General features: G+C 42.4%; 14 protein-coding genes. 9 read left to right on the top strand and 5 right to left on the bottom strand.

Annotated features, from left to right (window positions below; translation table 11 throughout):
* Positions 1-11: 11 nt before the first annotated feature.
* On the bottom strand, positions 12-305 hold the full coding sequence (locus D0T84_RS02040; protein ID WP_163305411.1) for a DUF721 domain-containing protein: 294 nt from the start codon (positions 303-305) through the stop codon (positions 12-14).
* Positions 302-1,408, bottom strand: coding sequence for a DNA replication/repair protein RecF (locus tag D0T84_RS02035; protein ID WP_163305409.1), 1,107 nt, complete (start codon positions 1,406-1,408; stop codon positions 302-304). The genes D0T84_RS02040 and D0T84_RS02035 overlap by 4 nt, the downstream gene beginning before the upstream one ends.
* A 221-nt stretch (positions 1,409-1,629) precedes the next feature.
* Between D0T84_RS02035 and D0T84_RS22755 the strand changes: the two genes are divergently transcribed.
* Entirely contained in the window at positions 1,630-1,758 is a 129-nt protein-coding gene (locus D0T84_RS22755) for a hypothetical protein (protein WP_255495130.1), read from the top strand.
* A gap of 551 nt (positions 1,759-2,309) precedes the next feature.
* Here D0T84_RS22755 and D0T84_RS02030 read toward each other — a convergent pair.
* A complete protein-coding gene (locus tag D0T84_RS02030) occupies positions 2,310-2,852 on the bottom strand; it encodes a phBC6A51 family helix-turn-helix protein (RefSeq protein WP_163305407.1) in 543 nt (180 codons plus the stop codon).
* Positions 2,853-2,937: 85 nt separating this feature from the next.
* On the opposite strand from D0T84_RS02030, the gene D0T84_RS02025 reads away from it, so the two are divergent.
* The 3 genes from D0T84_RS02025 (at position 2,938) to D0T84_RS02015 (ending at position 4,563) form a co-directional block, all read left to right on the top strand.
* Entirely contained in the window at positions 2,938-3,114 is a 177-nt protein-coding gene (locus D0T84_RS02025) for a hypothetical protein (RefSeq protein WP_163305405.1), read from the top strand.
* A gap of 423 nt (positions 3,115-3,537) precedes the next feature.
* Entirely contained in the window at positions 3,538-3,864 is a 327-nt protein-coding gene (locus D0T84_RS02020; RefSeq protein ID WP_163305403.1) for a hypothetical protein, read from the top strand.
* A gap of 204 nt (positions 3,865-4,068) precedes the next feature.
* On the top strand, positions 4,069-4,563 hold the full coding sequence (locus tag D0T84_RS02015; protein ID WP_163305401.1) for a hypothetical protein: 495 nt from the start codon (positions 4,069-4,071) through the stop codon (positions 4,561-4,563).
* Between the two features lie 108 nt (positions 4,564-4,671).
* Here D0T84_RS02015 and D0T84_RS02010 read toward each other — a convergent pair whose 3' ends face one another.
* Complete coding sequence (locus tag D0T84_RS02010) at positions 4,672-5,283, bottom strand: polysaccharide deacetylase family protein (RefSeq protein WP_163305400.1); 612 nt, start codon at positions 5,281-5,283, stop codon at positions 4,672-4,674.
* A gap of 66 nt (positions 5,284-5,349) precedes the next feature.
* Positions 5,350-8,823, bottom strand: coding sequence for a DUF2723 domain-containing protein (locus D0T84_RS02005; RefSeq protein WP_163305399.1), 3,474 nt, complete (start codon positions 8,821-8,823; stop codon positions 5,350-5,352).
* Positions 8,824-9,832: 1,009 nt separating this feature from the next.
* Between D0T84_RS02005 and D0T84_RS02000 the strand changes: the two genes are divergently transcribed.
* From D0T84_RS02000 to D0T84_RS01980, 5 genes are all read left to right on the top strand, one after another.
* Positions 9,833-10,396: an RNA polymerase sigma factor gene (locus tag D0T84_RS02000; protein WP_163305398.1), complete on the top strand. Its 564-nt coding sequence runs from the start codon at positions 9,833-9,835 to the stop codon at positions 10,394-10,396.
* Positions 10,371-11,708, top strand: a complete 1,338-nt coding sequence (locus D0T84_RS01995) for a porin family protein (protein WP_255495129.1) — start codon at positions 10,371-10,373, stop codon at positions 11,706-11,708. The genes D0T84_RS02000 and D0T84_RS01995 overlap by 26 nt, the downstream gene beginning before the upstream one ends.
* A 630-nt stretch (positions 11,709-12,338) precedes the next feature.
* Positions 12,339-13,604: a carboxypeptidase-like regulatory domain-containing protein gene (locus D0T84_RS01990; RefSeq protein WP_163305396.1), complete on the top strand. Its 1,266-nt coding sequence runs from the start codon at positions 12,339-12,341 to the stop codon at positions 13,602-13,604.
* A gap of 204 nt (positions 13,605-13,808) precedes the next feature.
* Positions 13,809-14,387, top strand: a complete 579-nt coding sequence (locus tag D0T84_RS01985; protein WP_163305395.1) for an ACP phosphodiesterase — start codon at positions 13,809-13,811, stop codon at positions 14,385-14,387.
* Between the two features lie 152 nt (positions 14,388-14,539).
* Positions 14,540-15,637: a glycosyltransferase gene (locus D0T84_RS01980; RefSeq protein ID WP_163305394.1), complete on the top strand. Its 1,098-nt coding sequence runs from the start codon at positions 14,540-14,542 to the stop codon at positions 15,635-15,637.
* Positions 15,638-15,670: the final 33 nt, after the last annotated feature.

Genomic DNA, 15,670 nt, shown 5'->3' with positions numbered 1-15,670 from the left:
TTATTTGTTTTTTATCTGAATATTATATCGTTCACGACAGGCATGCCTGCGTGTTCGTTCAATTTAGTAATTAGTCTGTCTTTTGCCATTATCAGCTCCGAACGTAATACGGATGAACTCAATGATACATACAGTACCCCATTTCTCAGGTAGATATTTGTTGTATAAGAGGCAATCATTGATCCCAGCAACTGAGACCAGCCTGTGACCGCCCTGCTTTCTGCAAACTTCCTTTTGAAGAACGGGTTCTCTTCAAAGAATTGCCTGAGCACCTCGCCTATGCTTTCCGTATTCCGCTTTCTCATAGCGCTTTATTCTTTACTGCGACTTCCCCTTTATCTACTTCGTAAAGGTGGTAACTGCTGTTGGTCTGGGAGAGAATATCGTCCAGATGCTCACGGTTGGTGTCGGTCACAAATATCTGTCCGAAGTCCTTATCCAGCACCAGTTTTATAATCTGCTCCACGCGGGCTGAATCCAGTTTGTCGAATATGTCGTCCAGTAGCAGCACCGGAGTGGTATCGGTCGCTTTGCGGAGGAAGTCGAACTGGGCGAATTTGAGGGCTACTACATAAGTTTTGTTCTGCCCCTGCGATCCTACCCGCTTTATCGAATATCCGTCCATTTGCATATCCAGATCATCTTTGTGGATTCCCACGGTGGTATATCCCAGTATTTTATCCCTTTCTCTCCGTTGTCTTAGCAATGAGGCAAAATCCTGATTGTCGAAATGCGATTCGTATTTCAGTTCCACTTTTTCGTTCGACAGGCAAATGAAATCATAGAATTTTTGGAACGTAGGGATAAACTTATCTATAAAGTCTTTCCTTTTCGTGTAAATGACTTTTCCTTCTTCGATCAGTTGTTCATCCCAAAGTTCGAGCAGGGTTTCGTCGATATGTGTATCCGTCTTGAGCAGTGCGTTGCGTTGCTGCAAAGCCTTGTTGTAACGGATAAGCGAATGCAGGTATTCTTTGTCGAACTGCGAAAGGAACAGGTCCATGAATTTGCGCCGTTCATCGCTGCCCCCGTTTATCAGTTCCGTATCGGAAGGCGAAACCATAACCAACGGCAACATGCCTATATGGTCTGAGAGGCGCTCATATTCTTTCTTGTTCCGTTTGAACTGCTTTTTCTGTTTACGCCTCAGGCTACAGAAAAATTCTTCCTGCTTGTCATTCAGTTGATACCATCCTTGTATAACGGCAAAGTCGGCTTCGTGCCGGATATTCTGGCTGTCTATCGGGTTACTGTGGCTCTTGCAGAAAGAGAGGTAATAGATAGCGTCCAGCAGGTTCGTTTTACCCATACCGTTACTTCCAAGGAAGCAATTGATTTTAGGAGACAAACTCAGTTCGGTTTGCTCGATATTCTTATAGTTAAGTATGGATAAACGTTCTAATATCATGCACGTAAAAATTATCAAGGTACAAAAATACGATTTTTTATGAGGCACAGAGATAGTTATGAGTTACAAGTTGTAAGCTACACGTTAAAAAGTGACAAAAGTGACGGTTATCATATCGTTTTCAATCGTTACTTTTTTTAGTAATGCGAATCAGTAGTTGATAAGTTAAATGTTCTTTTATTTTTTATTCTGCGCGCAATCACAGATTGCTTGCCTTACTTTTGGCCAAAGCTCCAAAAGTAAGCAAAAAAGCATTGCGCCCCGCTTCGCCGGCCAGCCGTTGGTGGGTCGCCGAGGGACAAAGCACTAGCCTTTTGCTTCCTTTTGGGCAATGCCAAAAGGAAGGATAAGCCCGGGAGGGCGCGGCAGTATGAGCCAATGCTAAAAAGTTTAAACCTTGATGGTTTTTGTGCAGAAAATTAAAGAACACATAATTTAAACAAAACGAAATACTGATTCACATTAGTAATAAGTAATCGAAAATATTTATTACGACATGACCGTAGGGGTAACCCTTGTGGTTACCCGTTTGTCGGGTAGGGATGCCCCTACCCCGGCTCTCCCCAAAAGGAGAGGGAGAAGCTAGGGGAGAGTCGCAAAGCAAAGACAGATGCCTTTTGATCCGTCAGGCATTCTTCCCTTTTGATAAAGGGAAGTACCCGAAGGGGGAAGGGTTAGAATGATAGTATATCTTTTTTGTCATGTACTATGGTAAAAACGACTAATGAATTGAAGTACCCGAAGGGGGAAGGGTTGGACAACTAATGTTGCAATAAATACTCTCGCTCTCCCGTTTTTTCGGATTTGCAATCCGAAAGTCTTTACTCTCAGGATTTGCAATCCGGTATTCATTCAGGGAAAATCTGGATTGCAAACCCTGATACTACGTGCAGGGGGAGTTTCAAATCCCCTGAGACGAGGGAAATCCTGTGTCAGGCACGGGACGACAGGGCTCTCCTTCTTGCCCAGGGTGCATCAGATTGTTTTGCAACAGGTTCAACTGTTCGGCAGTCTTTGTATCGCGTACAATGATTGTCAGGGCGGCAGGTTCTTCATTTACCCCGATTGACTTTGTATCACTTGGCGTAAGGGTCAGCCGTATGGCATGGGTATCGGGTGCGTATTCCTTTTCTTTTACCACCCGCGACTTTAGTACCAGTTTGTCGGGGTTATCCTTGTCGGGGATATATGTAGTCCGTACTTCCGTCAGGGTATAGCCTTCGAGTTTACGTCTGAGGGAGTTGCGGGCTATAATGCCCAATGTTTCGTTACGGCGCTCGATAGCTTTGTTTACTGCTTCTCTGAACTCCGGTTTCTTCTCTTTCCATTCATAGAATGATTTTCGTGTTATTCCCAGATGGTTACATATTTCGGTAACGGTGTATGTATCTTCTTCTATAAGCGATACTATTTTTTCGGTCAGTTCTTCGGTGTACTTAGCCATGTTTATAAGAATTATAAATTATGAGTTACAAATTGTATACATCTCCCCGGTAAGGGGCATATATACTAGATAAATTTGCGGGAAAATGATAAAAGTAGGAGGCGATTATGTAGGGGCAGACCTGTGTGTCTGCCCGGATAAAAGGGACGAACACATAGGTTCGCCCCTACATATCGCAAAACCATTTTACAACCTATCTTTCTTTTGGTTTTCTTATGGCGCAAGTTACACTTCGTTAAACTTGCGCCAAAGAGGGAATTGAAAATTAGTTAACTTTGTAATAATATAAAGGTGTGGGCATGTAAATCTCGTCTCTTTGGGTCTACCAGAGCCTCTAATTACGGGATAAAACATGTTCCACGTTCTTTTTTATATTCTGTCCTTCCTTACTTACTGTAAATACCCTGTAAAAGGATAAAAAACAAAGAACCTGTAATTTGGAATTAAAAAATATGTTAACTTTGTAATAACATAACGGCAAAGGGTTGCCGAAAATATTTACGTTATCTATAAATTTTGTCGCTGATATCCGAAAACTGGCAATTTTCAAATTCTTATAAGAACAGCACAAAACGATTATAGCTGACGCTTTAAAAGGCGTGGGCATGTCGTTGTTGTTCTTAGTTGGGTAGCCAGTCCCTCGGATGTCAACACGTATGTCCCACGTTCTTTTGTTTAATACCTTATGAAAACAAAACAAACACTTCGCATTTTATCCTTATCAATGGTAATTACGCTTGTATTGCTGCTGCTATGCCTTGTATCTCTGCTTTTTTATCCTGTGTTCGATATATTCATGTTGTCCTATACTGTTATCTTTATTTTACTTTTTGCCTTCCTTATACAACTGTTTTGGTGGGGATGGCTTGACGATAAGGAAAGTGACAGGCGACGTCAGGTGTTTCTAAGAAGGTGCGATGAACTGCAAAATCAACTTGAAAAAATGATATTAAGGAAAGCAATATGGCAGATGTATTTGGATTCTCTTTATTCGGAAAATAATAATAAGTAGGCAGAGGATAAACGGCGTTGTAGGGGCAGACCTGTGTGTCTGCCTGGATAAATGGGACGAACACACTGGTTCGCCCCTACGAGGTCTCCGTCCTTTCTTATTTGCAATCCCCTGCGGCGGCGGAATAACAGATTTTTGACATACATCTATAGCGTGGTTATATCAGATAATTGGAATATATTTGCCGGAGTAAATAGATTGAATATGGAAAAACTGGATACGAGCGGCGTAAAAATACTGAAGATATTTCACCTGATATTTTCTATGATGTGGGTTGTAGGGGTAATGGCTATGGCTGTGATTTCATTGCAGAAAGCACAGTCGGGGGACGAATTGTATATGATACTCCGCATATCACGGGTTATCGATGATACCTTGGTTATTCCGGGTGCGGTTAGTACCGTGATAACGGCGATAGTGTATGGCGTATTTACCAATTGGGGCTTTTTCAAGCATAAATGGATGATCGTAAAATGGGTGCTGTCCCTTCTGATTATTATAGCAGGTACATTCTATTTTAGCCCCTTGCTTGACAACAGCCTTGAGATAGCAAACACAACAAGGGATGCGGCCTTAAATAATCCGGAAGTCCTGAGAGGTTCGCGCATATCCGCCCTAGGCGCTTTGGTTCAGGGTGGCCTGCTCATATTCGCTATCGTAATATCGGTGGAAAAGCCCTGGAAAGCTAAGAGGAAGTAAAGGGTAACTTAACATTCTTCACAGTATTGCAAATATGAGGAAATGAAGAATATAAGCGTGGTCTTTCCTTAGCAGGGTAATATTATGATTTAACTCATAACTTATAACTTATAACTTCTTAAACGTATATCCCTGTTCTTTAAGCCACTCTATACTTTGAGGTAAGGCTTGTTTCATATTCTTTTCTGCCTTTATCGAATCATGGAAAACAATAATAGACCCGTCACGGGCGTATTTTTTTACGTTCTCAAACACTTTTTCGGGAGTCATCAGCTTACTGTAGTCGCGGGTTACCACATCCCACATAATGATTTTGTAATACCGCCTTAAGGTAAAAAACTGGGGTATGCGCATGTGTCCGTGTGGAGGTCGAAACAAATCCGAGTCGATATATTCCGATGCCAGCCGGGTATTTTCCAGATAGCGTTTCGAAAATTTCCTGATTCCCTGTACATGGTTGAACGTATGGTTTCCCACACGGTGCCCTCTGTCGAGTACCATTTTGTAAATGTCGGGATGCTTACGTACATTATCGCCCACACAGAAAAACGTGGCCTTAATGTCATACTTATCCAGCAAATCCAGTACCCAAGGGGTAATGTCGGGTATAGGGCCATCATCGAAAGTCAGATAGATAGTCTTTTCGCTTTTTACCGGTTTCCGCCAAAATGCTCCGGGAAAGAGCATCCTATATATTCTTGGGGGTTGTTCTATAAACATAACTAGAGGTCATAAACAAGCGGATTTTCATGAATGTACATGAAAATCCGTGTTTATTTATTTGTCTTAGTTGGATCTGTATTTTTGTAAAAGTCGCGGATTATATTTTTGCATCATGCCGCCAATACGTTCAGCCATAGCATGTTCTTCTTTTTCTGCTACAGTGTCATCTCCTGACAGGTAGAATCCTCTCATTGTGACACGCATCAGGTAATCGAGCGGATGCCTGTTTTCGCTGAAACTTACTCCATTGTTGAGGAACATGTCAGTCATCGACATCAGTTTTTCGAGCATGGTTTTGTATTTAGCCCTGTCGTAACGCTGATAGACGTCCAGTATCTGAATCTCCGTGTTCATATAGTCGCGTATATCCGAGCTGCATGAAATCATATCTATAGGCTTCATGCCGGAGTACCAGTTGAGTGAAGCATCGGCTCTGTACAATATTTCTTCTATTATTTTCTCAGCCTTTTCAGGGTGTCCCAGTTGGTAATATGCGTCGGCAAATAGGATAGATTCGCCACTGCGCGGTACTGTATTACCCGGGATTTTTGCTATACAGGCGTCAAGTGCCTGTAATGCTTTTTCGTCATCGCCTTTTTCGAGCAATGCCGAAATAAGGTCGCCAAACAAGATGCGGAAGGTACGTGCCATTCTCTGGTTGTTTTCGTCCAGATATACTTTCGGGTTCTCTATACCGCCCCATTTGTACTTGTTGACCATATTGTCGAACATCACATCGGTGTTTACACCCGTACTGTCCGGTGTTCCCGGTATAATGCGGCAAGTGATGCCTTCTTTTATCGATTTGTCAGCCAGTTTCAACGGTGGTTCGCCTATTGTCATCGCATAGTAGATACCACGTTTCCAGTCGTCCTTGTTGATATTGTTCAACATTTCCAGTATCATTATTTCCTGCCTGTATAAGCCGCCTTTATTGTCTCCCAGATTGAATACGAATTCACTCTTGGCACTTGGTGTGGCTCCCAGTTCTTCCCAGTTGATTTTCGAGTTGTCCACAGGCATCTTGAATATGCTGCTTGGTACGATTATACCCTTGTCGATACCGAATGGATTCTTTGGAGCATAATTGTCTTTTGTTTTCAATATATCCAGTACCTCGTCTACCATCATGGTATCTTTGTAAGCGGAGGTATCGTAATAATCATTGAAGTTGATCCGTCCCAGCCATACTCCGTCCTGCGAGCCTTTCAGTTCGCGGGTAAGCACGCTTTCAATGTCTTTACGGGATAATACGTAAGCCGATTGTCCTTTCGAGCCCTGATACCTGTCCTCATCCCAGTTGATAGGCAGAGGTGACGAATCGTAAGCCTGACGGCGCATTTGGTCTACATACCAGTCTGTTTGCAGGTAACTCAGGTTGCATACACGCACATCGGTACGGAATCCTTCTACTTCCTGCGCATACCACAACGGGAATGTATCGTTATCTCCCATAGAGAATAATATACTGTTAGGAGGGCAGCCACGCAGATAATTCATCCCGAAGTCGCGCATCGTATATCTGTCCGAACGGTCATGGTCGTCCCAGTTTTGTCCGGCCATCTGTATCGGGATGATAAGGCACAGTGCAGTAGCTATGCCAGCCGATACTGTGCTCGGAAGCCATTTGTTCAACATCTTCCATACGAATGCCACTCCAAAACCTATCCATATACAGAAGGCATAGAACGAGCCCGCATACGCGTAGTCACGTTCACGCGGTTCGAATGGCTGCTGATTGAGATAGATGATAATGGCAATACCTGTCATAAAGAACAACATAAACGTTACAAGGAACTGTTGTTCGCCCCTGCGTCCTCTGGTCAACTGGAATACAATACCCAGGATACCCAGAATCAGCGGTAGCATATAATATTTGTTATGCCCTTTGTTTTCTACGATATCGGGAGGCAGGTTGTCCTGTGGCCCACGGCCTAACAACTCGTCAACGAAGCCGATACCTGTGATCCAGTTACCGTTGCTCATATTGCCTACCGACTGAATGTCATTCTGGCGGCCGGAGAAATTCCACATAAAGTAGCGGAAATACATAAAGTCGAGCTGGTAACTAAAGAAGAATTTCAGATTTTCGAACATGGTAGGAGGCACAGACGTATCTTTTATGTCCGCCCATATCTGGTAACCCAGCACATGCCTGTCTTCGGTAGAGTACATGCGTGGCAGCAACATATTGTTTGTTGTACCGTATGTAGGGATAGTGCCTGTTACTACATATTCGTCTTTTTGATCAGGCGATTTCTTTACCACCTTATCGTATGTTTTCTTTTCGGTTTCGGGAGGAGCTATCCTGCCAGACGAAGCGTCACGCTTTTCTGTAGAAGCGTATGTTTTGCCGTAAAACAGAGGCCTGTCGCCATACTGTTCACGGTTGAGGTAACTTGCCAGCGTAAATACGTTTTCAGGAGAGTTCTGATCCATCGGCGTATTCGCTATAGAACGGATAGGAATCAGCGCGAAAGAAGAATATCCGACCAGTATAACCATCAGGCACAGTACTGTAGTATTCAGCAGGCGGGCGTTAATTCCTTTATAAATGAACAGGAACGCTGCGGCTGCGGCAATCAGGATTATCCATAGAAGCGTGTTTGAGCCGATAAATGTGACGCCACTCAGAGCCATTGTGATCAGTGTAGCTATCTTGGCTCTCTTGAGGCTTCCTTTTGGAGAAAGTGTTTCATACAGTGCCCATATGATGGAGATTACTGTGAATAAGATATAAGTAAGGGCGCCGGAATTATAAGAGAATCCGAGGCTGTTTACAAACAACATTTCGAACCATGCGCCTACTTTGGTAAAGCCCGGGATAATACCGTACATCAATATTACGATCAGTAATAATGAGCCAGCTAAAGCGAATAATGTACCTTTCACATCTATGTCCTTCGCTTTCTTGAAATAATAAACCAGTACAATGGCCGGAATACAAAGCAGGTTCAATAAGTGGACACCTATGGACAGCCCCATGGCGTATGCTATGATTACGAGCCACTTGTCGGCTCCGGGCTGGTCTGCGCGGTTTTCCCATTTCAGTATCAGCCAGAACACCAAAGCTGTGAACATGGATGAGTAGGCGTAAACTTCGCCTTCTACGGCAGAGAACCAGAATGTATCGGTAAATGTATATGTAAGGGCTCCTACCAGTCCGCTACCGATGATAGCGATTAGCTGGCCTGCTGTCATTTCTTTCTCTTTGTCGGTATATATGAGCTTTTTCACAAGGTGCGTAATAGTCCAGAAGAGGAACAATATGGTGAGGGCGCTTAATAGTGCCGACATGCTGTTTATCATTGCAGCTACCTGGCTTGGGTCGGAGGCAAACAGGGAGAAGAGTTTTCCTGTAAGCATGAAGAAAGGCGCTCCGGGCGGGTGTCCGACTTCCAGTTTGTAGGCCGAAGTAATAAATTCTCCACAATCCCAGAAACTGGCTGTAGGTTCAATAGTCATTAAGTAAACAATAGCAGCTATGGCAAAACTAAACCAGCCGAAGATATTGTTTATCAGATTGTATTTCTTCATAATGAACAGGTGTTGAATGATATACTGTAGGATTAAACAGTTCAATTACATTAGTCGTTTTTGGTGACTCGGCATAACTAAATTTATTAATTAAGTTCTGCCCTCGCTACTTAAAAACGTTGCTTTTTATATATTTGGGTGCAAAGATAGTTAAATCAACGGAAGTATTATTTTTTATCTGTTGGTTTTTAACTACTAAATTCAAAAACTTCTTAAAATGCAAACTATTTTCTACCAAGCGATAATGCCTAATGGCATTCAGCGCACTGTTTTGTTTCTACAAATTATCATCTGAAAATATTGCTTTGATTTTTACTGATTACTTATAAATGCGAATCAAGGGTTAAATGTGCTATTTTTTGTCCCTTTAGGGACTGAATGTTGGTAGAAAGAAGCTTTAACCGGTTAATTGCGTGCCGTCAGGTACGCAATATCTACAGAACAATTCACATTTTGTACCTGACGGCACAAAAAACGAATTTCATTCATGTTTCTACCAATATGATGTGCCTAACGGCACATTTAACCCTTGATTCACATTAATAATGTGAATCAGGAGTTGCTTAGGGTTGCAGTATACTATTATAAATCAATCTTCTGTTTTGTAGTCAGGGTTCTAAGTCCACGAAGTGGGCTAATATGGATAACTACGGGTAAAACCCGTGGCAAAAGCGGATAGGGAGAGGCCGTCTCCGTAGGAGGCGAATGGCATTTGTTTTTGCTATTTGCCTCCTATGGAGACATATTCTTCTGTCAGTTCCTGTCACGGGTTTTGTCCGTGGTTATCCACCTTCAGTCTCTTCGGGACAATAAGTTACTGTGTTTTTCAACCCTTGATTCGCATTATTATGAAGTAATTTCGACTTTTACTCGACCACAGAGTCAAACTCCATAGCTCCGAGGTTAAATAAAAAGTGGAGACAACTTCTCTGAAAAAATACTTATATTTATCGGGTGGTGCAACTTTTTAAATCCGATTTGCATCATACTAAATAGAGAGAAATCGCAAATGGACGAACTAGTACTAATTGCCGGATGTAAACGTGGCGAATCATGGGCTCGTAAAGAACTTTATGAGTTGCATGCTCCTGCCATGATGAGTGTTTGCATGCGGTATGTTAGCAACAAAGAAACAGCAAAAGATTTGTTGCAGGATGGATTTATAAAGGTATTTACAAAAATACATACCTATTCAGGCACAGGTTCGTTCAAGGGATGGATGCGCCGTGTTTTTGTGACAACGGCTCTGGAATATCTGCGTCGTAACGATGCTCTCAAGGTAAGCTCAAACATAGATGAATATGATGACGCTATGGAGAACGTGGAAGCTTCGGCGTTGGAGCAAATCTCTGCTGACGAACTGCTGGCTTGTATTGCTGAATTACCATACGGATACCGTACCGTTTTCAACCTTTTTGCTATAGAGGGATATTCACATAGCGAAATAGCCGGCATATTGAATATAAATGAAAGTACTTCCCGTTCCCAGTTTATAAGGGCTAGGAAGGCTTTACAAAAAAGTGTGGAATCTTTAATAATGCATGAAAATGCAGAAAGACAAAGAAAGATATAAAGATCAGCTTGACGATTTCAGTAAACTGCTGAAACAAAAGCTGGAAGATCACAGGATGTCTGTTGATGACGACTGCTGGGATGCCATAGAACAAGGACTGAAGCCAGCGAAAAAACGGCGCGTCATGTGGTGGGCTGTGAGTTCTGCCGCTGTAGCGGCTGTTTTGGCGCTTCTGTTGCTCTTGCCCTTCAAGGGGGGAGAACCGGATGCTACGGCAAATACAGATATAGTTGCAGATTCTATTCCGGCGTCTGCTATCAGGCTGGAGGATAAAACGCTGGCGGAAGTAGCGGAGCCTGCGAAAGAAAGTAAAAAAGAAGAAAGTAAAAGAAAGCAATATACAACCACTAAGAAATCTACCGGAAGCGTCCGGTTGGTTTCCCAACAAGTAAGTGGTGCAGTATCAGATAATAATGGTTCGTCCGGCACAACGAAAACCGTTGAAAATTCTCTGTTACAGATCGATACTGTACAACTTGCAGATGTAGGCAATTCGTTAGTAATTGCAGATCCTGATAAAGAATCTGGGCTACCGGTAGCAGATTCAGTCCCTTCTCAAGAGCAAAAAGGAATAAAAAAGAATTATGAACCAACTAAAATCCTTGTCGCGAAAAAGGAAAAGCAAGACAAATGGTTATTAGCAGCTTCTTTCTCGTCAGGAGGAAGTGCTTCACTCGGAGCGGGAGCTATGAAAGAATCCAATTATTTATTTAGTAGCTTCCAGCCTCCGGCCATGAATGATGCCGCTGAACATCTTCTGGCAAGTAAAGAAGCCGAAACATTTGCGGCTTACAACGATTTTACGAATGTAAGCCATTCGATGCCGTTATCCTTTGGGATTACTGTACGCAAAGATATAAACGACCGTATAGCGTTGGAAACAGGGCTGGTATATACTTATCTGTCTTCGAAATTCAATATGGACGGCTCATCATATCAAAACGCCAAACAGGAGCTACACTATCTGGGTGTCCCTGTCAACATGGTTGTGTATCTATGGAACAATCCGAGATGGAATATATACGCGTCTGCGGGCGCAATGGCAGAGAAGGGCTTAAGGCTGAACTATACACAGAGTGTACTCCAGCAGGGCGATGACAATCTGTCTAAATTCTCGGTGAAGGAGACCGTAAAAGGGTTGCAGTGGTCTTTGAACGCGTCTGTGGGGGTGACGTATAAATTTTACGATAAGTGGGGATTGTATTTCGAGCCCCGTTATTCTTATTTCTTCGACAATGATCAGCCATTTAGTATCCGTACCGACAACTCTCATGTATTCGGGCTTAGCGCGGGCCTCAGATTTGAATTTTGACGAAGGCTGCCTTTAATCCACGCAGGGATATGCTGATGATGCAGACTGAGATGAGTATACCGCTATGGTAACTCTTACAATAAAAAGAACCTGACAAATTGCAACAGGACAATAAATGCCAAATTGATTTGTAATGTGGCACCAGCGCTTTTAGTCACTGGTGCTTTTTTTGTTAAATGAATATCTGTATTTATACCTAATGCGTATCTTGTCTAACCCCTCCGCTTCGCTCGTCCCCCTTTATTAAAAGGGGACAATCGCTGGCTTTCCATCGTTTGCTAGGGATTTTAGCTAAGGATGAAAAAACAGAACTCTCCCCTCGTAGAAGGGGAGTACCACCGGAGGTAGGGAGGGGTTAGGTATTGAGACGGATAATCATATTCTGTTAATATCGGCACTATCCTTTTATATTTCAGTTTTTTTTCTTAACTTTTCGTTGTGATGTTGATGGAATAGTCTCTTGTAAACTGAACGTTTTAAGAGTCTGTTTAAATTTTATAGCAAATTCGCGAGAGCAGAATTAAGTTTGCTTGAACCAGGGGTCAACGCAGTTAATTATGCCATTGCGAGAAAACGACTAATGAAATTGACCGTTTATTTATATCAGATCAAAATTTAAAGAGTACGGCTATGAAAACGAACTGGTGTCAAATCGCAATCTTCGCCCTTCTCATATTCTTCCTCTTTCCTTTTACTCCTCTAAGGGCGCAAATGAATATTGACTATATCACTGTCAGTGGTGTGGTAAAGGACAAAAAAACAAAAAAGAAACTGGAGTATGTCAGTATATCTGTTCCGGGAACCAATGTAGGTACTATAACCAATGTGGATGGGGAGTTTTCTATTAAAATAAAAGACTCTTTGCAGACCAGAGGGATAGACCTGTCCCGTATAGGCTACCTGAATTACCACCTGTCGCTTTCGGGCAAGGATCAGCCGGATGTAACCGTTTACCTGACGGCGAATGATAAGGCACTCTCGGAGGTTGTTATAGAGCAGGCCGACGTTTACCAGATTGTAGAAAGCGCGATAAGCAAAATAGAAACAAACTATAGCGATAAGGCTAACCTGCTGACAGGCTTCTACAGGGAAACGGTGAAGAAGGGCAGGGGGTATATAAATATTACCGAAGCTATAATCAATATTTATAAAACACCTTATAAAGACGACATTGCAGGGGATAGGGTACAGATATACAAAGGTCGGAAACTCTTGAGCCCAAAAGTGAGCGATACGCTGATTGTGAAACTGATAGGAGGGCCAACACAGTCGGTTTCTCTCGATATAGTGAAAAGCAGGGATGCTGTCTTGTTCGATATGGAAACTATACGGCATTTTGCATATAAAGACGAAGGAACGATAATGATAGACGAGCGGCCTCATTATGTGATAGGTTTTACTCCCAGGGTAATATTGCCATACGCCTTGTACGAAGGCAGGTATTATATCGATAAGCAAAACCTGACGTTGTCGAGGACTGAGTTTAACCTCGATATGAGCGACCGCAACAAGGCTACGCAGGCCGTGTTGATAAAGAAACCTCCAAAACTGCATTTCAAGCCGGAAGAAGTATCGTTCGAAATTACTTATAAGCAACATAACGGGCGTAGTTACCTGAACTATATACGGAATGATATCCGCTTCAAATGCGACTGGAAGAAGAAGTTCTTCTTTTTCTCCACTAATTATGAGGTTGTATCCGAAATGGTAGTTACCGACAGGCAGGAAGAGGATGTGGCCGCCATCTCCCGTAAAGCGGCATTCAAGCAAAATCAGTCATTGTCGGATAAGGTCGGTAATTTTTCGGATGAATATTTCTGGGAAGATTATAATATTATAGAACCTACCGAATCGCTCGAATCGGCAGTGAATAAGTTGAAGAAGAAATACGAATAAGCTGTCGGATTGGGGTTTGAATCGTATCTGCCGGTAATACCGGCAGGGGCAGACCTATGTGTCTGCCTTAATAAATCGGGCGAACACACAGGTTCGCCCCTACGCAAGAAATGCTACATATGTTGTTCCGTAGTTAACGGATTTATACCGGCTTGTGGATAAATAAAATACAGTATCTTTGTGTCTCAGAAAAATAGAAAAAAGATGAACTTCCTGGCACATGCTTACCTTTCGTTTGGAGACCCTGAAATATTAGTAGGAAATATGATTGCCGATATGGTAAAGGGCAAGCAGATAGAAAATTTCCCCGAAAGCATACAGCATGGTATACACATACACCGGCAGATAGATGCCTTTACAGACAGTCATCCCGTTACCCTGCGTACAATGGATATCTTTAGGGCTTCGGTCGGAAAATATGCTGGCGCTTTCCTCGATGTTTCTTACGACCATTTTTTGGCTTTAGACGTCCAGAATGAACCGGCTGAAGGGTGGGAGGCGTTTGCCCGGAAGTGCTATTCCCAGATAGAAGACCATGCGAAGGTATTACCGTCTAAATTTTGCACGATGTTTATGTATATGAAGAAGGAAGACTGGTTCTATAATTATCGTTTCAACTGGCTTATAGAGCGAAGTTTCGAACGGTTGAAAAACCGGGCTAATTATCTGGATGATAACGCGCCTGTATTCGCCGATTTTGAAAATCATTATGATGAGATACAGGAGAGTTATGATGCGTTCTTTCCTGAGTTGAAAGAGTATGTACTAGGGCTGCTAAAATGAGAGCGTTGATTCTGTCAGATTTTTCGGCGCTTATTGATATATGAAATCGCGAATTAAAGTACTATATTTGTACTTTAATGCAAACTATAGGAGACGAGCATGTATATAAGATAAGGGCATGCTGCTTTAATCTGCAAATACGAAAATAAAATATGAAGATTCTTTTGATAGGTGAGTACAGCCGTGTACACCTCACTCTGGCTGAAAGTTTAAGAAGTATGGGACACGAAGTTGTAGTAGCTTCGGATGGCGACGGGTTTAAGAATTATCCCCGCGATATCGATTTGTCGCGTAAAAGTTCGGGACTGGTAGATACCTTTTCCAGCCTGATGTCTGTTCTCGGTAAGTTCAAGCACTTTAAAGGTTATGATGTTGTACAGCTTATAAACCCTTGTTTTACTACTCAGAATGTAAGAGTAAATAATTATCTGTATAAGAACCTGAAAAAGAATAACAAAAAGGTGTTTTTAGGCGCTTTTGGAGACGATTCGTATTGGGTAAGGGCTTGCTTGGGGAACGAAATATTTGATTATTCCGAGTTTTTTGTTGACGGAAAAGCTATCAATGTAGATTTTAACCAGCGGTTTATCGATAAGTGGATAGATACCCCATTAGAAGCGGCAAATAAGATGATGGCGGAGGCTTCGAATGGTATTGTAGCGTGCTTGTATGAATACTATGTAGCTTACGAGCCATTCTTCAAAGATAAAGTAAGATATATACCGCTACCTCTGAATACCTCCGAAATAGAATTTCAGCCTATCCCCGAAGAGCCTGAAAAAGTGAATTTCTTTATAGGGATAAACAAGGTAAGGGAAAAGTTTAAGGGTACGGATGTGATGGAACGCGCTTTGGCAAGGATTAAAGACAAATATCCAGATAAGGTAATCGTTACACGTGTAGAGTCGGTAAGCTATGATGTATATCAGCAACTGATGTCGCAGGCACATGTCGTGCTCGACCAGTTGTATTCCCACACCCCGGCGATGAATGCCTTGCTGGCTATGGCTCAGGGCAAAGTGCTGATAGGTGGGGGTGAACCTTATATTTACGATTTGTATGGCGAATATGACAACCGTCCTATTATAAATGTACATCCTACCGAAGACGATGTGTTCGATAAATTGGAATGGGTTGTACTGAACAAAAAGCAGATCCCCGAAATTTCACGCAAAAGCAGGGAATTTGTAGAAAAGAACCATGCCTATCTGACCGTCTCTAAAAAGTATCTCGATTTTTGGATGAAATAAAAGCCTGATTACTTTATCTATAACATAAGGCGA

The organism is Dysgonomonas sp. 521 (genome assembly GCF_010501055.1).
GTDB lineage: Bacteria > Bacteroidota > Bacteroidia > Bacteroidales > Dysgonomonadaceae > Dysgonomonas.
Note: the sequence above shows the minus strand (reverse complement) of the source record. Positions and strands in the feature narration are given on the sequence as shown.